Source organism: Nocardia asiatica NBRC 100129 (genome assembly GCF_000308415.1).
Taxonomy (GTDB): Bacteria; Actinomycetota; Actinomycetes; order Mycobacteriales; family Mycobacteriaceae; genus Nocardia; species Nocardia asiatica.
The window spans coordinates 1-18,470 of record NZ_BAFS01000130.1; the positions used below are offsets into that span (position 1 = coordinate 1).

Annotated in this window: 21 protein-coding genes; 14 read left to right on the top strand and 7 right to left on the bottom strand. The window is 69.9% G+C overall.

From position 1 onward, the window contains the following. The 7 genes from ON27_RS12540 to ON27_RS44215 all read left to right on the top strand — a co-directional run. The coding region (locus ON27_RS12540; protein ID WP_043724916.1) for a DUF58 domain-containing protein at positions 1-572 on the top strand (572 nt) is incomplete at its 5' end. Then, on the top strand, positions 569-1,570 hold the full coding sequence (locus ON27_RS12545) for a VWA domain-containing protein (protein ID WP_043724919.1): 1,002 nt from the start codon (positions 569-571) through the stop codon (positions 1,568-1,570). The genes ON27_RS12540 and ON27_RS12545, both read left to right, overlap by 4 nt. 106 nt (positions 1,571-1,676) lie before the next feature. Then, entirely contained in the window at positions 1,677-2,033 is a 357-nt protein-coding gene (locus tag ON27_RS12550) for a peptidase inhibitor family I36 protein (RefSeq protein ID WP_083887532.1), read from the top strand. A 187-nt stretch (positions 2,034-2,220) separates the two neighbouring features. Then, positions 2,221-2,937 carry a 3-oxoacyl-ACP reductase FabG1 gene (gene fabG1, locus ON27_RS12555; RefSeq protein ID WP_043724925.1) on the top strand — a complete coding sequence of 239 codons (717 nt, stop codon included), beginning with the start codon at positions 2,221-2,223 and terminating at the stop codon, positions 2,935-2,937. 81 nt (positions 2,938-3,018) lie between these two features. After that, positions 3,019-3,855 (top strand): NADH-dependent enoyl-ACP reductase InhA, encoded by an 837-nt coding sequence (inhA, locus tag ON27_RS12560; protein WP_043724928.1) that lies wholly within the window; start codon positions 3,019-3,021, stop codon positions 3,853-3,855. 21 nt (positions 3,856-3,876) lie between these two features. Further along, positions 3,877-4,938 carry a ferrochelatase gene (locus ON27_RS12565; RefSeq protein WP_043724932.1) on the top strand — a complete coding sequence of 354 codons (1,062 nt, stop codon included), beginning with the start codon at positions 3,877-3,879 and terminating at the stop codon, positions 4,936-4,938. 67 nt (positions 4,939-5,005) lie between these two features. Beyond that, positions 5,006-5,455, top strand: a complete 450-nt coding sequence (locus ON27_RS44215; protein WP_043724936.1) for a hypothetical protein — start codon at positions 5,006-5,008, stop codon at positions 5,453-5,455. 15 nt (positions 5,456-5,470) lie between these two features. On the opposite strand, the gene ON27_RS12575 is transcribed toward ON27_RS44215, so the two are convergent. The 3 genes from ON27_RS12575 to ON27_RS12585 all read right to left on the bottom strand — a co-directional run bounded on the left by ON27_RS12575 (position 5,471) and on the right by ON27_RS12585 (position 8,104). Then, complete coding sequence (locus tag ON27_RS12575; RefSeq protein WP_043724940.1) at positions 5,471-6,217, bottom strand: S1 family peptidase; 747 nt, start codon at positions 6,215-6,217, stop codon at positions 5,471-5,473. Between the two features lie 22 nt (positions 6,218-6,239). Beyond that, complete coding sequence (locus tag ON27_RS12580) at positions 6,240-7,055, bottom strand: Rv1486c family protein (protein WP_043724944.1); 816 nt, start codon at positions 7,053-7,055, stop codon at positions 6,240-6,242. A gap of 224 nt (positions 7,056-7,279) precedes the next feature. Further along, complete coding sequence (locus ON27_RS12585) at positions 7,280-8,104, bottom strand: DUF3097 domain-containing protein (protein WP_043724948.1); 825 nt, start codon at positions 8,102-8,104, stop codon at positions 7,280-7,282. A 130-nt stretch (positions 8,105-8,234) separates the two neighbouring features. Between ON27_RS12585 and ON27_RS12590 the strand changes: the two genes are divergently transcribed. Further along, the gene (locus ON27_RS12590; RefSeq protein WP_043724949.1) at positions 8,235-8,666 is read left to right on the top strand and encodes an NfeD family protein; all 432 of its coding nucleotides are present in this window, start codon (positions 8,235-8,237) and stop codon (positions 8,664-8,666) included. Further along, positions 8,666-9,949, top strand: coding sequence for an SPFH domain-containing protein (locus ON27_RS12595; protein WP_043724952.1), 1,284 nt, complete (start codon positions 8,666-8,668; stop codon positions 9,947-9,949). Before ON27_RS12590 ends, ON27_RS12595 begins: the two co-directional genes overlap by 1 nt. A 66-nt stretch (positions 9,950-10,015) precedes the next feature. On the opposite strand, the gene ON27_RS12600 is transcribed toward ON27_RS12595, so the two are convergent. After that, on the bottom strand, positions 10,016-10,858 hold the full coding sequence (locus ON27_RS12600; RefSeq protein ID WP_043724960.1) for an SGNH/GDSL hydrolase family protein: 843 nt from the start codon (positions 10,856-10,858) through the stop codon (positions 10,016-10,018). 116 nt (positions 10,859-10,974) lie between these two features. On the opposite strand from ON27_RS12600, the gene ON27_RS12605 reads away from it, so the two are divergent. Continuing rightward, positions 10,975-11,652, top strand: coding sequence for an O-methyltransferase (locus tag ON27_RS12605; protein WP_043724964.1), 678 nt, complete (start codon positions 10,975-10,977; stop codon positions 11,650-11,652). A 10-nt stretch (positions 11,653-11,662) separates the two neighbouring features. On the opposite strand, the gene ON27_RS12610 is transcribed toward ON27_RS12605, so the two are convergent. Both ON27_RS12610 and ON27_RS12615 read right to left on the bottom strand, forming a co-directional pair. Beyond that, entirely contained in the window at positions 11,663-12,655 is a 993-nt protein-coding gene (locus ON27_RS12610) for a zinc-binding dehydrogenase (protein ID WP_043724985.1), read from the bottom strand. Between the two features lie 49 nt (positions 12,656-12,704). Continuing rightward, positions 12,705-13,391, bottom strand: coding sequence for a TetR/AcrR family transcriptional regulator (locus ON27_RS12615; protein ID WP_043724969.1), 687 nt, complete (start codon positions 13,389-13,391; stop codon positions 12,705-12,707). A gap of 93 nt (positions 13,392-13,484) precedes the next feature. On the opposite strand from ON27_RS12615, the gene ON27_RS12620 reads away from it, so the two are divergent. Next, positions 13,485-14,957 carry an MFS transporter gene (locus ON27_RS12620; RefSeq protein ID WP_043724989.1) on the top strand — a complete coding sequence of 491 codons (1,473 nt, stop codon included), beginning with the start codon at positions 13,485-13,487 and terminating at the stop codon, positions 14,955-14,957. A gap of 16 nt (positions 14,958-14,973) precedes the next feature. Here ON27_RS12620 and ON27_RS12625 read toward each other — a convergent pair whose 3' ends face one another. Next, entirely contained in the window at positions 14,974-15,702 is a 729-nt protein-coding gene (locus tag ON27_RS12625; protein WP_043724973.1) for a hypothetical protein, read from the bottom strand. A 497-nt stretch (positions 15,703-16,199) separates the two neighbouring features. Here ON27_RS12625 and ON27_RS12630 point away from each other — a divergent pair, with 497 nt between their 5' ends. From ON27_RS12630 to ureG, 3 genes are all read left to right on the top strand, one after another. Next, the gene (locus tag ON27_RS12630; protein WP_373282763.1) at positions 16,200-17,069 is read left to right on the top strand and encodes an SDR family NAD(P)-dependent oxidoreductase; all 870 of its coding nucleotides are present in this window, start codon (positions 16,200-16,202) and stop codon (positions 17,067-17,069) included. 52 nt (positions 17,070-17,121) lie between these two features. Next, positions 17,122-17,787, top strand: coding sequence for an urease accessory protein UreF (locus ON27_RS12635; protein WP_051046483.1), 666 nt, complete (start codon positions 17,122-17,124; stop codon positions 17,785-17,787). 25 nt (positions 17,788-17,812) lie between these two features. Further along, the coding region (gene ureG, locus ON27_RS12640) for an urease accessory protein UreG (RefSeq protein ID WP_043724983.1) at positions 17,813-18,470 on the top strand (658 nt) is incomplete at its 3' end.

Here is an 18,470-nt window from a genome sequence, read left to right on the forward strand (position 1 = left end):
GCGGCGGCGGCAATCGGATCGGCGCGGTCGTCGCCACCGGCGAACGGTTGACCCGTATCCCGGCGCGCGGCGGGCGGATCCACGCCCAGTCGCTGCTGCGCGGCATCGCGACCACCCCGCACGCGCGCGACGGCGTGCGCGGCGACCTGCGCGGCGGCATCGAGTCGCTGCGCCGTCCGCAGCGCAAACGCGGCCTCGCGGTGATCATCAGCGACTTCCTCGGCGACATCGATTGGCAGCGCTCGTTGCGCGCCATCTCGGCCAGGCACGACCTGCTCGCGGTCGAGGTGCTCGATCCGCGCGACCTGTCGCTGCCCGACATCGGCGATGTCGTGCTGCACGATCCGGAGACCGGGCGCACCCGCGAGTTCAGCGTGACCCCCACCTTGCGCGCCGATTTCGCGGCCGCCGCGCAGCGCCATCGCGAGCAGGTCGAACAGGCTCTGCGCAGCTGCGGCGCCCCGGTGCTGACCTTGCGAACCGATCGGGACTGGATCGCCGACGTCGTCCGGTTCGTGTCCACCCGGCGCCACAGCTTCGGCGCCCCGACCGGGCGGGTGCCACGTCAGTGAGTATTTCGCATTTCACCGCACAGATCTGGCTCGGATTCCTCGCCGTCATCGCGCTGATCGCGCTCGGCTATGTCCTGGTGCAGCGCAACCGGCGCAAGCACATGTTGAAGTTCACCAACATGGCGCTGCTGGAGAAGGTCGCTCCCGCCCGGCCGAGCCCGTTCCGGCACGTGGCCGTCGCGCTGCTGCTGGTCGGTCTGGTGTTCCTCACCGTCGCCGCCGCTGGACCCACCGCGGTCAAGAAGGTGCCGCGCAACCGCGCGACCGTCATGCTCGTGATGGACGTGTCGCTGTCGATGGAGGCGACCGACGTGGCCCCGAGCCGCATCCAGGTCGCCAAGCAGGCGGGCAAGGACTTCGTCGACGGGTTGCCCGAGGGCGTGAACATCGGCTTCGTCACCTTCGCCGGCACCGCGTCGGTGATGGTATCGCCCACGACCAACCACGAGGGCGTCAAGGCGGCCATCGACAACGCCAAGCTCGCCGAGCGAACGGCGACGGGCGAAGGCATCCTCACCGCGCTGCAGGCGATCGAGACGCTCGCCACGGTGCTCGGTGGAGCCCAGGAACCCCCGCCCGCCCGGATCGTTCTGATGTCCGACGGAAAGCAGACCGTCCCGGACTTCAAGGACGTCGACAATCCCAGGCACGAGTTCGTCGCCGCCCGCCTCGCGAAGACCAAGAACGTCCCGATCTCGACCATTTCGTTCGGCACCCGCTGGGGCGTGGTCGAGATTCCCCGGGAGGACGGCAGCAAGGACCAGGTGCGCGTCGAGGTCGACGACGATGCCATGCGCGAGATAGCACGACTGTCCAGCGGCGAGTTCTACACCGCGTCGTCACTGCAGGAGCTGACCAAGGTGTACGACACCTTGGAGGAACAGATCGGGTACGAGCTGACCAGAGGCGATGCCAGTCGCCCCTGGATGTTGCTAGGACTGCTGGTCGTCGCAGCGGGAGTGGTGATCGGTTTGCTGTATCGCCAGCGTCTGCCTTAGCGCGAAGGGCGAAGGCACGCAGGCGATCACGACGTGTCGTAGCCACAGACGTGCTATCGTGCCCCGGACGGGCGGCAAGGGAGTGTCGCCTTACTGGGGAGGAATCATGCGAATTTCTGCAATTGTCTCCGCGATCGCTTTCGCCGCGCTTGCGCTGGTCGTGGCGCCGCCGGAGGCGTCGGCGGCGAGTTGTCCGGCGGACAGTCTGTGTCAGTATTCCGGGGCGGGCTATTCCGGAACGGCCAAGATCGTCACGCTCAACACCAAGAATTTCCGGAACTACTGCGGCCCCGCGGGAGATCCGAGTACCAGATCGGTGATCAACAATACGAAGGTCGAACTGCTGTTCACAGCGGCCCACAACTGTGACGGCGGTCGGCCGTATCTCTATGTCGGCCCCGGAAAGCAGGTTGCCGACCTTGGTTTCGACGCGCTGTCCGTGACGTGGTGCCCCGACTGCTGAGCTGGTCCCGTTTCGGGTCGCCCGCCGGGGGCCGGTGCCGCGTGGCGCAATCCTCGGTCGGCGTAGGAGGGCTTGGATTCGCGCTGTCGTTGTGGCGTTTCACCAACGTATCCGCGCTCGGATGGCGGTCGGACAAACGTGGCGGCCCGGTCGTGGCCTACCGATCCGACCAGGTAGGTTGAACCCCATGTCGAACCTCACATCTCGCTCGGTCCTGGTGACCGGCGGAAACCGCGGCATCGGACTCGCGGTCGCGCAGCGTCTGCTTGCCGACGGTCACAAGGTGGCCGTCACGCATCGTGGGTCGGGGGTGCCGGACGGTCTGTTCGGTGTGAAATGCGATGTGACCGACAGCGAATCGGTGGACGGCGCGTTCGCCGAGGTGGAGGCGCACCAGGGCCCGGTCGAGGTGCTCGTGGCCAACGCGGGCATCACCGACGACACGCTGCTCATGCGGATGAACGAGGACCAGTTCACCCGGGTCATCGACGCGAACCTGACCGGGGCGTTCCGCGTCGCCAAGCGCGCCAACCGCGCCATGCTGCGCGCCCGCTGGGGCCGGATCATCTTCCTCGGTTCGGTGGTCGGTCTGGCGGGTGTGCCGGGACAGGTGAACTACGCCGCGTCCAAGGCGGGCGTCATCGGTATGGCGCGCTCGATCACCCGCGAACTCGGTTCGCGGTCCATCACGGCGAACGTGGTCGCGCCGGGCTTCATCGAGACCGATATGACCAACGCGATGGAGGACAAGTACAAGGAGATGGCGTTGCAGGCCATCCCGCTGCAGCGCTACGGCAAGCCCGAAGACGTGGCCGCGGTCATCAGCTTCCTCGCCTCCGACGACGCGGGCTACATCACCGGTGCGGTGATCCCCGTCGACGGCGGCATGGGCATGGGCCACTGACCACACCGTACGCGTAGCGCGGCCGGTCACGGCCGCCCGCAGCCAACTCCCACATTCGAATTTCAGGAGAACCGAGAACTCATGGGCGGACTGCTCGAAGGCAAGACCATCCTGGTCACGGGCATCATCACCGATTCGTCGATCGCGTTCCACGCGGCGGCCGTCGCGCAGGAGCAGGGCGCGAAGGTGATCATCACCGGCATTCCGGAGCGGCTGCGGCTGATCGACCGGATCGCCAAGCGCCTGCCCCAGGAGGTCCCGCCGGCCATCGGGCTCGATGTCACCAGCGAAGAAGATCTCGCCGGCCTGGCCGACAAGCTGCGGGAACTGGCTCCGGAGGGGATCGACGGAGTGCTGCACTCGATCGCGTTCGCGCCCCGCACCCTGATGGGCCCGGAGGCTCGGCCGTTCCTGGACGGGCCGGGCCCGGACGCCGCCAAGGCGTTCGAGATCTCGGCGTGGAGCTACGCTTCGCTGTCGCGAGCGGTGCTGCCGGTGATGAACGAGGGCGGCTCGATTGTCGGCATGGACTTCGATCCGCGCACCGCGATGCCGTACTACAACTGGATGGGCGTGGCCAAGGCGGCCCTGGAGTCGGTGAACCGGTATGTCGCCCGTGAGGTGGGCACCGCCAAGAAGGTCCGCTCCAACCTCATCGCCGCCGGTCCGATCAAGACGCTGGCCGCCAAGGCGATCGCGGGCACCGCGACCGACGACGCGGCCAAGCTCAACCAGCTCAACACCTACTGGGATGGCGCCTCGCCGATCGGCTGGGACGTCGACGACCCCACGGTGGTGGCGAAGTCGATCGTGGCGCTGCTGTCCGACTGGCTGCCCGGCACCACCGGCTCGATCATCTACGTGGACGGCGGAGCCAGTCACAACACCTGGTTCCCGGAGGACATGGCGATCAACTGAGCGGACTCGAGGGGAGACACCGTGAACCGCACCGCTGACGCGCTGCTACTGCTGTCCTTCGGCGGTCCGGAGCGTCCCGAAGACGTGATGCCGTTCCTGGAGAACGTCACCCGGGGCAGGGGAGTGCCGCGCGACCGACTCGAAGCGGTCGCCGAGCACTACCTGCACTTCGGCGGTGTCTCGCCGATCAACGCCCTCAATCGCGACATCATCGCCGCGGTCGAGGCGGAATTGGCCGCCGCGGGCCTGGAGCTGCCGGTCTACTTCGGTAACCGCAACTGGCATCCCATGGTGGAGGACACCGTCGCGCGGATGGCCGCCGACGGTGTCGGCTCCGCTTTGGTCTTCCCGACCTCGGCATGGGGCGGCTACTCCGGCTGCCTGCAGTACCACGAGGACATCGCCAGGGCGCGTGCGGCCTGCGGTGCGGGCGCGCCCGGCCTGCTCAAGCTGCGCCAGTACTTCGACCACCCGCTGTTGGTCGAGGCGTTCGCCGACGCCATCCGCGCGGCGCGCGATCGGCTCGCGGCCGAGCAGCGCGCCGAGGCGCGCCTGGTGTTCACGGCGCACTCCATCCCGGTGTCGGCCGACGCCGCGGCGGGCCCGCCCGCCGACGGTGGGCGGCTCTACAGCCGCCAGGTCGCGGAGGCGGCCCGATTGTGCGCCGCGGCAACGGGTTTCACCGACTTCGATGTCGTCTGGCAGTCCCGTTCCGGTCCGCCGCAGGTGCCGTGGCTGGAGCCGGATATCGTCGACCATCTGGACGACCTCGCCGCCAAAGGGGTGGCGGCTGTGATCGTTTGTCCCGTCGGTTTCGTCTCGGATCATCTCGAAGTCATCTGGGATCTGGACAACGAGGCCGCGCAGCGGGCCGCCGAACTCGGTATGGGCTTCGCCAGGGCGGCGACGCCGGGAACCGACCCGCGCTTCGCGAAGCTGGTCGTCGAATTGGTTTCCGAGCAGCTCCGCGGCGTCGAACCCCGCCGGCTCGGCGAGGTCGCGGGCTACGGTCGCACACACGACGGGGCACCGTGTGCCGTCGGATGTTGCGCGGTGCCGCGTCGTCCCACTGCTGGGAACTGACGCGCCCCAGGCGATAGCATCGCCTGCGACCGATCGCCGAATCCGACTTTCTGGGGGGTAACTCTCGATGACCTATACCGACGTCCTGACCAATGCCGCGCTGCTCGATCCGCACGTATGGTCCGATACGCAGGTGTGGAACGTGGCTCTCGACACCACCGAGGCCCGGCGCCGCGGCCGCAGCAGTGGACGGGGCGGTTTCTCGGTCGGCGGTCTGCTGCTGTGCATCGGGGTCGTCGTCGTAGTCATCGCACTCGTGGTCTGGCTGCGCAAGCGGAGTAATTCGAACCAGCCGCAGCAGCAGTATTCACAGCAGCAGTTCCCGCAGGGGCAGCAGTATCCGCAGCAGCAGTTCCCGCAGCCTTACCCTCCGCAGCAGGCCCCGGGACAACCGCAATATCCCGCGCCTCCGCAGTACCAGCAGCCCTATCAGCAGCAGCCTGCGCAGCAGTACCAGCAGTATCCGCAGCAGCAGCAGTATCCTCCGCAGCAGGGGTATCAGCCGCCGCAGCACTGATCGCGGCGCGGCAGGTCAGAACGCGACGCCGGTGAGGCGGGTGTAGACCTTCGGAAATCCGGGGCGGGCAGCGCCCTCGTCCCAGGAGGTGAGGCCGGCGAGCCGGCCGTCGACGAGCAGCGGCCCACCACCGTCGTATCGGGCGGTGTCGGCGGCCGGGCTGCCCGCGCAGAGCATGGTGGACGGATCGAAGGCGGAACCGTAAGCGGCGGCGCACTCCGTGTCGGTGACCAGAGGCACGCTTGCCGCGTGCAGGCGGGTGTTGCCTTCGTCGGTCGCCGAGGTCGCGCCCCAGCCGAGGATGGTGGCGGTGCCCGGCCCGGGCGCCGCGATGCCGACGGTCGGGCCCGGCTGTGGCTGGTCGAGGGTCAGGATCGCCACATCGTTCTGATAGACGGCCGCGCTGTCCGGACCGTTCGACCGGAACCCGGGGTGCGTGCGAACATCCTTGACCTGCACGGTGTTTCCGCCGAGGCCGCGCAAGTCGTCGCGGCCGAAGGTGACGGTGAGCGTCTGCGCCAGCGGCCGGGCGGGGGCCACGCAGTGCGCCGCGGTGATCACCTGGTCCGGCGCGATGAGCGCGCCGCCGCAGAACTGGCCCGAGGGGCGGTTGAGGAGCAACGGTGTGCCGACGGCTGCCAGCCACGGATACTCCGCTGTCGACGCCTCGACGCCGCCCACGATCGCCGAAGCGGGGGCTTGCCAACCGAGAGCGATGAGCGCGGCGAGGGCGGCTGTGCGGCCACAACGGAGAATGCGCATGTCACACCGCCCGCCACTCCGGTCAGCGGCTTCCGCGCGCCGAGGCGTGTACAGCGACCAGGCGAGCGGCACGGATCGCGTCCCACAGTGGGCGCAGCAGCGATTCCTGCGCTCCGATCGCACTGGCGGAGGTGGGCGCCGAAGCGGGCTCCCGCTGCGCCACCGTGAGGATGGCGGCCACGTGATCGGCGGTATCGAGAATGCGCTTGGCGCGCAGCGGAATCGACTCGGGATAGTCGTGTCGCGAGTAGTCCGCCAGCTCGGCTTCGATGAGTTCGCGCGGATCGGAGTCGGCCGCGCCGAGCGAGGTGGTGTGCAGTTTCATCAGCGCGTCGGCGGCCTCGCGGACCGCTTCGCGCATCGCGTATTCGGCTTCGCCGAGCGACATGTCGGGGCCGGGCGCCGCGGGGATGGGCGTGCTGTAGACGGTCCACTGCAGGGTGTCGTCGTCGGCCCACTGCGGGATGAGACCGGTGCCGTCGGCGCAGGGCACGCCGATCAGGATACCCTCCTCGGCCTCGAGCGCGTCGGCGGCGAACGCCGTGCCCGTGGGGACTCCGCGCACGTCGCCGGGGACGGGAAGCACCAACCGCAGCTGCGAGCCGGGCTCGGCCATCGTCTCGCGAATCACTTTCAGCAGCGCCATGACTCCGCTTCCCGGCAGATTGCCGTGCGCGGACCAGGGTAGGTCGGTACGGCCGCCGGTGAACGGGTCACCCGCCGCGATCGTGTGCTTCGGCGCCCAGGCGTGCAAGGCGGCCAAAACGTCGTCGGGCGCACTGCGGCCGGCCAGCCAGGAGCTCGCCCACACCGTCAGCGTCGCGCTTGGAGAGCACATAATTATCGAGCATAAAGGGTGGGCGCTACCGGTGGGCATCCATGCGCAAGGGCATTCGTGAGCAGCGCGGAAACCTCGGGTGCCACGCTCCGGGCGGGCAGCTGGTCCGCGCGGACACCGCCCGGCATCTGACTGCCGGGACCGATCCGGAACCTCTGGTGGGCGCAGCCCGACGTCGTCGGCCGACAGCCCCGAGCATGGCCGCGGCGAAGGCGGAGGTACGCCTAGTCCGGTTCGGTGACGAAATCGATCAGGCGCTCGACCGCGCCGATCAGTGGAGCCTCCAGATCGCGGAACGAGGTCACCGCGCCGTACACCCGCCGCCAGCCGTCCTGCGGTGTACCCCAGCGCAGGCGTGCGCAGACGCCGGTCTTCCAGTCCTCGCCGCGCGGCACCTGCGGCCACTGCGCGATGCCGACCGTCGCCGGGCGCACAGCCTGCCAGACGTCGACGAAGGGGTGCCCGGTCACCAGAACGTAGGGCCCGAGTCCGGTGGTCAGCTGGGTCTCCTTCGACCCGGTCACCAGATGGTCGACCAGCACGCCGACCCGCCTGCCCGGCCCCGGCTCGAATTCGGCGAGCCGCGCGGCCAGGTTGTCCAGGCCGTCGAGCTGCTCCACCACCACGCCTTCGACCCGCAGGTCATGGCCCCACACCCGCTCGACCAAGGCGGCGTCGTGCACGCCCTCCACCCAGATCCGGCTGCCGCGGGCGACCCGCGCGCGCAGTCCCTCGACCTTGGTGGAGCCGGAGGCGGAACGGTGCGGCGGCTTCGGCGGTGCGGCCGTGGGCCGCACCAGCGTCACCGGTTCGCCGTAGATGAGGAACGCGGCCTCGCGCAGCGCGAACAGGCGCACCGTGCCGCGAGCGTCTTCCAATTTCACGAACTCGCCGTCGTAGCTGCGATCGAATCCGATCACCGCGCCGCAGAATCCGGTGGCGGCGTCCTCGACGACCAGATCGCGTTCCGCGGTGACCGTCGGCACCGCCGGTTTCTTCGATCGCTGATGTCCGGAGAAGATGTCGCCATACCTGTCACGCCCGCTCACCTGCCTGAAGCTAGCACCGCCGCTGTGGCTTTCGGCGCATCCGGGGCGCCGCGCGTCCGCGACCGGAATTCATCCGGAGTACTCGAGAAGGTCGTGCCCGAGATCATCGCCGGAGCACTACAGTGGTCGTGTGGCCGCAATTTTTTGGCTGGTCGCGGGCATTCTGCTCGCGGCGGCGGAGATGCTCACCGGCGACTTCACCCTGCTGATGCTGGGTGTCGCCGCGCTGGGTACCGCGGGTGTCAGCGCGGCGGCGGGTACGTCGCCGGTGGTGGACGCCATCGTCTTCGCGGTGCTGTCGGCGGTGCTGTTCCTCGGTGTGCGCCCGATCATCCGGCGACGCTTCGGAACTCCGCCGCCCACGCCGACGAACGTGGACGCGCTGCCCGGGAAGACCGCCCTGGTGCTCGAACAGGTCGCGGAGCATTCCGGCCAGGTGAAGCTGGGCGGAGAGGTGTGGACGGCGCGGCCGATGGACACGAGCGAAGTGTACGAACCGGGTACGACCGTGTATGTCATGAAGATCGACGGCGCGACCGCCGTCGTCTGGAAGGGGCCTTGATGGCTGTACTGATCGTTGCCGCCGTCCTCATCTTGCTGGTCGTGGTGGTGGTCTTCAAGTCGATCGCGCTGGTGCCGCAAGCCGAGGCCGCGGTGATCGAGCGGTTGGGCCGGTATTCGCGGACCGTGTCCGGCCAGCTCACGTTCCTCGTGCCGTTCGCCGACCGGGTCCGTGCCAAGGTGGATCTGCGCGAGCGTGTGGTGTCGTTCCCGCCGCAGCCGGTGATCACCGAGGACAATCTGACCCTGCACATCGACACGGTGGTGTATTTCCAGGTGACCAGCCCGCAGGCGGCGGTGTACGAGATCAGCAACTACATCGCCGCCGTCGAGCAGTTGACCGTCACCACGCTGCGCAACGTGGTCGGCGGCATGACGCTCGAGCAGACCCTCACCTCCCGCGACGCGATCAACGGCCAGCTGCGCGGCGTGCTCGACGAGGCGACCGGGCGCTGGGGTCTGCGCGTCGCGCGGGTGGAGCTGAAGAGCATCGATCCGCCGCCATCGATCCAGGAGTCGATGGAGAAGCAGATGAAGGCCGACCGCGAGAAGCGCGCCATGATCCTCACCGCGGAGGGCCAGCGCGAATCGGCGATCAAGACGGCCGAGGGATCGAAGCAGGCGCAGATCCTCTCGGCGGAGGGCGCCAAGCAGTCGGCGATCCTGGCCGCCGAAGGCGAACGGCAGAGCCGTATCCTGCGGGCGCAGGGTGAGCGCGCCGCCGCGTACTGGCAGGCGCAGGGCCAGGCCAAGGCCATCGAGAAGGTCTTCGCCGCCATCAAATCCGGCAAGCCGACGCCGGAATTGCTTGCCTACCAGTACATGCAGACGCTGCCCATGGTCGCGCGCGGGGACGCCAACAAGGTGTGGCTGGTGCCCAGCGATTTCGGCAAGGCGCTGGAAGGGTTCGCCAAGAGCTTCGGCACCCAGGGTGAGGACGGCGTGTTCCGGTACGAACCGCCCGCCACCGATGGCGCGGAAGCCAAGCCGGAGGACGATTCCGATGTCGCGGACTGGTTCGACACCGCACCCGACCCGACCATCGAGCGGGCCGTACGTGCCGCCGAAGCGACCGCGCGGACTCCGGTCGAGGGGTTGACACCGACCCCGCCGCCGCCTTCGCAGGATTTCGAGCCGTCGCCGCACCAGCCGGTCATCCCTCCGCAGGAAGCCTTCCCGGCGCAGCAGCCCCCGCAACAACAGCCGCCGCAGCAACCCCCGGCCCAGCGACCGGACGACCCGCACGGTCGCCCTTGGCAGCCGCCGGAGAACTTCTCGAAGTGAATCGCACCGACCCGCCCCGGACTCTGCCCGAGTCCGGGGCGGTTTTCGTCGGAGCGCGCGAATGGTTCAGCCGGGCAGTCCGACCGCGCGGACAGCCGGGAGGATGACGTCGGCGACGCCACGCATGCCCTGCGGGGTGAGGTGGTAGGGGATGAGCGTCTCGGTGGCGATGACCGGGTCGATCCAGCGGATGCCCACGGGAGCGCACGCGTCGCGGCCTTCCGACGCTGCCCGGGTGTCGACGTAGACCACGCCCTGCGCCGTGGCGGCGCGGGACACCACGGTGTTGAGATGATCGAAGGCGGCTTGGATGCGCGCGGCGTCGGACGGACGAAGACCGACCAGCTCGGGGCAGCCGCCGTCGCGCACGTAAAGGGGCCAGCCGTCGACCACGATCCGCGCTGCGGGCGCGCGCACGGAGATCTGTTGCAACGCGGCGGCATACGACGCGGCGATGGCGTCGATGTCGGTGTCCCAGTCCGGGCCTGCGCACCCACCAATGCCGAAGAGGCCGGACACGTGGCAGCCGACGACGTGCTCGGCCATCAAGGCGTCGTTGGCGCCGATGTGCACCGTGACCAATCTGGTGCCCGGGCCGAGCGCGTCGAACTGGGGCGGGATGCCCGGCCCCTGCGCGGCGGTGAGGTCCGGGATGCGCGCCGAGTTGCAGGTGCGGTCGTCGAGCCGCAGGCCGAGGTCCCGGGCGATCAGCTTCGGCGTGTTGGCGGTGGAGCGCAGGCACCGCGGCGGGGCCGAGGTATCGAAATTCCGCACGCCCGTAGTGGCCGCGCCGGAATCGCCGAGCGCGACGTATTCGGCCCCGCCGTCGGCGGGGGCGGCGTACGCCGGTGCGGCGGTACCGACGGCGATCAGGCAGGCGGCGGCGATGATTTGCGCGAGATTCGTCATGTAGGGTCCTGTCCGTCGGTCTCTGGGCGCGATCGCGGGACATGTCCGTCTCTGTGTGCCGCACGCTACTCGGGAAGCCGAGCCCACGGGCGGAATCGGGTGGCAGACTTTGACCTATGACGACACCTGGATGGGCCGACGTAGATCGCTACCTCGTGGAAACGCTGGTGACGGATCCGGCTTCCGAGGCCGCGCTGGAGGCGAACAAGGCGGCGGGCCTGCCGCCGATCGACGTGTCGGCGCCGCAGGGCAAGTTCCTGCATCTGCTGGCCAGGACGGTCGGAGCGCGGCGGGTGCTGGAGATCGGCACGCTCGGCGGGTACAGCACGATCTGGCTCGCCCGCGCGGTCGGCGACAAGGGACGTGTGGTGACGCTCGAGTTCGCCGCCCAGCACGCGGAGGTGGCGCGGGCGAACCTCGACCGGGCGGGCGTCGGCGACCGGGTGGAGATCCGAGTGGGCGCCGCGCTGGACAGCCTGCCCGTGCTCGCCGAGGAGGATCCCGACCCGTTCGACCTGGTGTTCATCGACGCGGACAAGGTCAACAACTCGAACTACGTGCTGTGGGCGCTGCGGCTGACCCGGCCCGGCTCGGTGATCATCGTGGACAACGTGGTCCGCGGCGGTGCGATCGCCGAGGAACATTCCGAGGACCCGAACGCACAGGCCAGTCGCGAACTGGTCGAGTTGCTCACCGCCGAACCGAGCCTGGACGCCACCGTGGTGCAGACCGTCGGCAGCAAGGGCTGGGACGGCTTCGCTTATGCCGTGGTGAACGGCGACGAGCTCGGGTGAACCGGCCCGGCTAGGGCTCCAGCACCACTTTGCCGGTCGTCGCGCGCGTCTCCAGGGCGTGGTGCGCGGCGGCCGCGTCGGCGAGCGGGAAGCGATGAACGGCCGGGCGCAGCAGGCCCGCGGCCGCCGCGGCCATGGCGCGGTCCTCCAGGACGCGCAGATCGCCGCCGGCGCGCGCCAGCATCGGCGGGCCGACGACCGTCTCGGAGGTGACACCGCGTGCGGCGAGTTCGTCGGCCGAGAGCCGCACCGGCCCTTCCGCGTCCGACTTGCCGGACCAGCCGTAGACCAGATGCTGACCGCCCGGTGCGAGTAGATCGATGCCGTCGCGGGCCACGGCACCACCCACGGAATCGAACAGCACGTCGGCCCCGCGGTCGCCGATGCGGGCACGAACCCGGTCGGGCCAGTCCGGCAGCAGGTAGTCCACCGGCAAGTCCGCGCCATTGCGCCGTACCTGATCCACTTTCGCGGGGCCACCGGCCAACCCGATCACCGTGGCTCCGGCGTTCTTCGCGTATTGCACCAGCAGGGTGCCGATGCCGCCCGCCGCGGCCGTCACCAAGACGACGCTGCCAAGCCGCAACTCGGTGAACTGAAGGATCCCCAAGGTCGTGCGTCCGGTGCCGATCATCGCCACCGCCTGCGCCGGGTCCAGGTTCGCCGGGATCTCGTGCAACCGGGCGGCGTCGGTCACGGCAAGTTCGGCGTATCCGCCGGGCACCCCGCCGAGATGGGCCACCACACGCGCGCCGAGCAGGCTCTCCGCCACGCCCGCGCCGACGCGGTCCACCGTGCCCGCCACTTCGCGGCCGGGGATGGTCGGCAGTTGCGGCACCGGGAACGGCCCGGCCGCGCCCTTGCGCAGCGCGGTGTCGATCAGATGCACACCGGCCGCCGCCACCGCGATACGCACCTGGCCGGGGCCGGGCACCGGATCGGGAACGGGTTCGTAGCGCAGGTTCTCGGCCGGGCCGAAGGCTTGGAGGCGAATGGCGTGCACGGTGTGGCTCCTGTTCGTGGGCGGTCGCCGGCCAGCCTGCAACATCAAGTCAGGTCGAGGTCAACCGATCGCGTCGCACGGCACGCGCCGCGAATCCGTCGCACAGCGCGTCGAGCCCGTCGTAGAGCAATTCCTCCTGGGTCAGGTCGCGCACCCCGCTGCCGGCGAGGTCGGCCAGCGCGGGCGGGACCGGTCCCGCCGCCGTGCCGTTCAGCAGTGTGCGCAGCGCGTTGTCGCCGCCGGGGTCCATGCCCTTGCGCGCCATCAGTTCGGCGCTGATCTCCGGCAGCGTGGCGCCGGAGATGTAGTTCCAGACCGTGAAGGACATGCTGGTGGCCTCCCGGGTGGAGACGCCGAGTTCCAGGAAGCCGTCCACCAACCAGGCGAGACAGGCGAGGCTCTGCGGCCCGAAGCTGTAGCGGGGAGTGGCGAAGGTGAGCAGCACCCACGGATGTTGCCGGTACAGCGCCCAGTCGATCTCGGCGGCGATGCGAACCCGCTCGCGCCAGGTCCACCGCTGTCCGTCGGGCGACGGGTACGGGTTGCGCCTGGCCACTTCGTCGGTCATCAGCGCGAGCAGTTCGTCCTTGTTGGCGACGTGGCGGTACAGCGACATCGCGCCCACACCGAGCCGTTCGGCGATGCGCCGCATGGACAGCGCCTCCAAGCCCTCGGCGTCGGCGAGTTCGATCGCGGCGTCGACGATGGCGGTGCGGTGCAGCTTGATCTCGGTCATCCCATGTCCTGCTTTCCGTCCTCGACCCGGCTGCGTACACTGTACCCGGACTCATGCGTACGATGTACGCGCCAGGGAGAGGACATGTGGGAGATGACAGACGTGCAGCCGGTGCGGACCGCGCCGTCCACGACGGGCTCGCGCCGCGCCTGGCTGGGCCTCGCGGTCCTGCTGTTGCCGGTGCTGCTGGTATCGATGGACATCTCGGTGCTGTTCCTCGCGCTTCCGACGCTGACGCTCGACCTGGACCCGTCGGCCGACCAGCAGCTGTGGATTCTGGACATCTACGGCTTCCTGATCGCCGGTCTGCTGATCACCATGGGAAATCTCGGCGACCGGATCGGACGGCGCAACATCCTGCTGGTCGGCGCGGCGGTCTTCGGCATCGCGTCCGTGCTCGCCGCGTTCGCGCCCAGCGCGGGAGTGCTGATCGCGGCGCGGGCGCTGATGGGCGTCGGCGGCGCGACGCTGCTGCCGTCCAGCCTGGCGCTCATTTCGAGCCTGTTTCCCGACGCACGGGAGCGCGCCGCCGCGATCGGCGTCTGGACGGCGTTCTTCGCCGGTGGCTCGGCCGTCGGGCCGATCATCGGGGGAATGCTGCTGCACCACTTCTGGTGGGGCTCGCTGTTCCTGATCAACATCCCGGTGCTGCTGGTCCTGCTCGCGTTCGGCCCGTTCGTCCTGCCGGAACATCGGGCGGGCGTGCGGGGACCGTTGGACCTGCCGAGCGTCGCCCTGTCGATCGGCGGCATCCTGCCGGTGGTGTACGGCATCAAGCACGCCGCGACCGAGGGCATCGATGGGCAGGCGATCGTCATCGCGCTGATCGGCGCGGTCACCCTGGCCGTCTTCGTCCGCAGGCAGCGGCAACTCGACGAACCCCTGCTCGACCTGCGCTTGTTCGCCCGGCCCCAGTTCTCGGTAGCGATCGGCGCCAGCCTGGCCGGGATGATGTCACTGGCCGGTCTGAGCTATCTGACCAGCATCTACCTGCAGTCGGTGACCGGGCGCACGCCGTTGGCGGCGGCGTTGCTCGGCATTCCCATGGCGATCGCGGTGTTCGTCTGCTCGATGGGCGGCGCACGGGTCGGGCATCGCTTCGGCGCCCGCGCGACGTTCGTGTTCGCCTTGCTCGCCTCCGCGGTGGGCAACCTGCTACTGCTCGGCGTCGGCGCGCACGGCGGACTCTGGTGGTATCTGGCGGGGTCCACGATCGCGGGCGTCGGCTACGGCTTGGCGTTCACCCTGGTGTCCGAGGTCGCGGTGTCCTCGGTGCCGCCGGAGCGGGCCGGATCGGCGGTGGGCATCTCCGAGACCAGTTTCGAACTGGGCAACGCGCTGGGCCTGGCGCTGCTCGGTTCGCTGGCGGCGCTGATCTTCCGGTCCGGCGGCGACTACGCGGCGACGCTCGGCGAGACCATCCAGCGCTTCGGCGGCGACGCGGCGCTGGTCGAGGCGGCGCGCGGATCCTTCGTCGACGGGATGCACGTCGCGGTGGCCGTCGGAGCCACGGCGCTCGCCGCGATGGCGCTGATCGCGCGCTTCGCCTCGCCCGGCCCGCGCTGAGCCGCGCGATCGAGGGTCAACGGCCGAACACCGCCGCTACGACCTCGGCCGCCCAGCGGTTCATCGGCCGGACGATCGTGCGGTGCGCCCAGCGGACCGGGCGCGCCACCAGCGCGTTCCACACGACCGCGGAGGCGGCGAAGACCGGGCGCAATACGTAGCGGTACAGCGCCCGGCACGGCGCCACGACGAGCACGCCCACGATGACGGCGGCCACCCGCCACCCGTACCGCGCGCTCGCGCGCACCGCACGCCACAGCGGACGCAGCGCCCAGCGCCACAACTGCGCCAGCGGCCAGACGATCAGCCACTTGACGGCGCGGTGGCACACCCAGGTGACGGCGTATCCGATCGGGAACACCACCCAGCGCAGCACCCACGCTCCGACCGGGCGAATCAGCCTGCGCCACAGAAAGATCTCGACCGCGCGTCGCAGCGGTCGCAACAGGTACTCCAGCAGAAGAGACAGCAGCGGCGTGAGCACCAGGCCCCACAGCAGATGCCCCACCACCCATCCCCAGAGGAAATCTTTCGTGAAGATCCACGCGGGCCGCAGTACCCAGTGCCGGATCAGCTCTGCCACAGGGACCAACAGGCGCCGTGCGACGAACACGAAGATCGCTCCGGTGACGCGCCCCAGCAGGCCGATGCCCTCCCACAGCAGCCGAAGCGGAACCAGCACGACGATCGCGATCCCGCGCGCGATCCACTGTGCGACCGAGACCCGCGTGTCCGGCGTCGACATGGCGTCCCCCTCGGCTGGCGCACTGGGGACACCCCCGGCGAAAAGTGTGTGTACGGAGCACATTCGAACACACGGCCACCGCCCTGCGCGTGAGTAGAACTGCTCGAGTCGCCACCGGCGTCTACCGAGGATCAGCGGCCGACCGTTCCTGGTTGTCACGCCCGCGACGAGTCGATGCGGCACCCGCGAGGAGTTCATCGCCGCCGCGCGCGTCCGCGCCCAGAAACTCACCGCTCCACGCGCGACGCTGTCCGGGCAGTGGACTCTCGACCTCGGGGGAAACTACCGGCTCACCACGGCGCACTGGAGGACGACCCTCGGCGACGCACCCGTCCTCGACCTCCAGCGACTTCCTGGTGCGGCGCGGCGGCGGCCGCCTGCGCATCGCCGCCTCTCTCACCGGCAGGGCCTGCTGAAACTCGTGCGTGCGATGTCGCGCGGGGAGTGATCGCGCGAACCGCGGGTGACCGCCCCGGTCTGCGCCTACAGTCGAATTCGTGAACCACACCCGGGCCTCGAACAACGGGCGGCCCCTCGCTGAACGAGTGGCGACGCGCCTGCTGTATCCCACGTCGCGCCCGCGCGAGCAGGCGTTGCGCGCCGCGGTCGGCGGTAAGGTCGTGCTTGTCACCGGTTCGTCACACGGCATCGGGAAGGCCAGCGCGCGCAAGCTGGCCGCGGCGGGGGCGACCGTGCTGCTCGTCGCCCGCTCCGGAGACGAACTCGAGCGAGTGGCCGCGGAGATCGCCACCGCGGGCGGCATCGCGCACACCTATCCCACCGATCTCACCGACATGGACGCCGTCGAACGCCTCGGCCGCACGCTCCTCGACGAGCACGGCCACCTGGACGTGGTGATCAACAACGCGGGCAAGTCGATTCGCCGCCCGATCGATGAGTCCTACGACCGCTTCCACGATTTCACCCGCACCATCGACGTCAACTACCTGGGCCCGGTGCGCCTGCTGCTCACCCTGCTGCCCGCCATGCGCGCCCGCGGGCGCGGCCACATCGTGAACATGTCCACCTGGGGTGTGCGCATGCCGCCCGCGCCGCGCTGGGCGGCCTACGGCGCGTCCAAAACCGCCTTCGACGTCTGGTTGCGCAGTGTCGCGGCGGAGGTGGCTCGCGACGGCGTCGCCACCACCTCGATCTACCTGCCGCTCGTGCACACCAGGATGAGCGCGCCCACCGACTTCAGCCGCGTCCCCGGCCTCACCGTGCGCGAGGCCGCCGACCTGGTCTGCCACGCGGTGACCGCCCGGCCACGGGAGATCGCCCCGTGGTGGTCGGCGCCGGTGCAGGCGTGGACCGATCTGACCCGCGGTCGCACCCAGCGATTCATGGAACGTGCCTTGCGCCGCTGAGCCAGGAACGTCCGGGACGACCGGACGGAACGCCGGGACATAGGATCGGCGGATGCGTGAATCCGTTGTGACCGGCCCGGCCGCGCCCGGTCTCACGACGGTGCTCGCGCTCGCCGACTCGCGGCTGCCGATCGGCGGGCACGTGCACTCCGGCGGCATGGAGGAAGCCGTCGCCTCGGGCTTGGTCCGTGACGTCGCGACTGTGCAGTTGTATCTGCGCCGCCGGATCAGGACTTCTGGCCTCGTGGCCGCGTCGCTCGCCGCGGCGGTGTGCGCGGGCGAACTGGATCCGGTCCGGGCCGAGGTGGAGGCCGACGCGCGCACGCCCGCGCCCGCCGCACGGGCCGCGTCCCGCGCCCAGGGCCGCGGACTGCTGCGCTTGGCCAAGCAGCTGTGGCCCGGGCACGACTGGTCGCCGCTCGGCCCGACACCGCACCTGTCCACGGTCTTCGGCATGGTCGGCGCCGCCGCCGCGGTGACGTCCCGGGAGACCGCGGGCGTGGTCGTGTACACCACCCTCACCGGCGCGGCCACCGCCGCCCAGCGTCTGCTGGCCTTGGACCCCGCCGCGATCGCCGCGTGCACGATCCGGCTGGCCGATCTGTGCGATCGCGTCGCCGCGGAAGCCGTGACGGGTCTCGCCGCGCTGTCCGACCCGCTGCAGGACGTGCTCGCCGAGCGTCATCGGCAGCGTGACATGCCCCTGTTCGCCAGCTGAAGCCACGGAAGAAGGAGACCGCGCCATGCCCCCGCACCTGCTCGACGGTGAGCCGCACGACCACGGTCACGAGCGTCCGAAACGGACCCGCACGCCCGGGGAGGCGCTGCGCATCGGCATCGGCGGACCGGTCGGCTCGGGCAAGACCGCCCTGGTGGCCGCGCTGTGCCGACAGCTGCGCGACGAGCTGTCGCTGGCGGTGCTGACCAACGACATCTACACCACCGAGGACGCCGATTTCCTGCGCAGGCACGCGGTTCTGCCGGACGAGCGGATCACCGCCGTGCAGACCGGCGGCTGCCCGCACACCGCCATCCGCGACGACATCACCGCCAACCTCGACGCCATCGATGATCTGGTCGCGGCGAATCCTCCGCTGGACCTCATCCTGGTCGAATCCGGCGGTGACAATCTGACCGCCACCTTCTCCTCCGGCCTGATCGATGCGCAGATCTTCGTGGTCGACGTGGCCGGCGGCGACAAGGTGCCGCGCAAAGGCGGGCCGGGGGTGACCTTCTCCGATCTGCTGGTGGTGAACAAGACCGATCTGGCGCCGCTGGTCGGCGCGGACCTCGGCGTGATGGAGCGCGACGCGGCGCGGGTGCGTGCGGATCGGCCCACCGTGCTCGTGTCGCTCACCGAGGATCCCGCGGCGACGCCGGTGCTGGCCTGGGTGCGCGAGC

Bases quoted from the DNA above. Each gene is read 5' to 3' on its own strand.
- ON27_RS12550 (WP_083887532.1), top strand. From the start codon at position 1,677: ATGCGAATTTCTGCAATTGTCTCCGCGATCGCTTTCGCCGCGCTTGCG.
- fabG1 (WP_043724925.1), top strand. From the start codon at position 2,221: ATGTCGAACCTCACATCTCGCTCGGTCCTGGTGACCGGCGGAAACCGC.
- inhA (WP_043724928.1), top strand. From the start codon at position 3,019: ATGGGCGGACTGCTCGAAGGCAAGACCATCCTGGTCACGGGCATCATC.
- ON27_RS44215 (WP_043724936.1), top strand. From the start codon at position 5,006: ATGACCTATACCGACGTCCTGACCAATGCCGCGCTGCTCGATCCGCAC.
- ON27_RS12575 (WP_043724940.1), bottom strand. From the start codon at position 6,217: ATGCGCATTCTCCGTTGTGGCCGCACAGCCGCCCTCGCCGCGCTCATC.
- ON27_RS12580 (WP_043724944.1), bottom strand. From the start codon at position 7,055: ATGTGCTCTCCAAGCGCGACGCTGACGGTGTGGGCGAGCTCCTGGCTG.
- ON27_RS12595 (WP_043724952.1), top strand. From the start codon at position 8,666: ATGGCTGTACTGATCGTTGCCGCCGTCCTCATCTTGCTGGTCGTGGTG.
- ON27_RS12600 (WP_043724960.1), bottom strand. From the start codon at position 10,858: ATGACGAATCTCGCGCAAATCATCGCCGCCGCCTGCCTGATCGCCGTC.
- ON27_RS12605 (WP_043724964.1), top strand. From the start codon at position 10,975: ATGACGACACCTGGATGGGCCGACGTAGATCGCTACCTCGTGGAAACG.
- ON27_RS12615 (WP_043724969.1), bottom strand. From the start codon at position 13,391: ATGACCGAGATCAAGCTGCACCGCACCGCCATCGTCGACGCCGCGATC.
- ON27_RS12620 (WP_043724989.1), top strand. From the start codon at position 13,485: ATGACAGACGTGCAGCCGGTGCGGACCGCGCCGTCCACGACGGGCTCG.
- ON27_RS12625 (WP_043724973.1), bottom strand. From the start codon at position 15,702: ATGTCGACGCCGGACACGCGGGTCTCGGTCGCACAGTGGATCGCGCGC.
- ON27_RS12635 (WP_051046483.1), top strand. From the start codon at position 17,122: ATGCGTGAATCCGTTGTGACCGGCCCGGCCGCGCCCGGTCTCACGACG.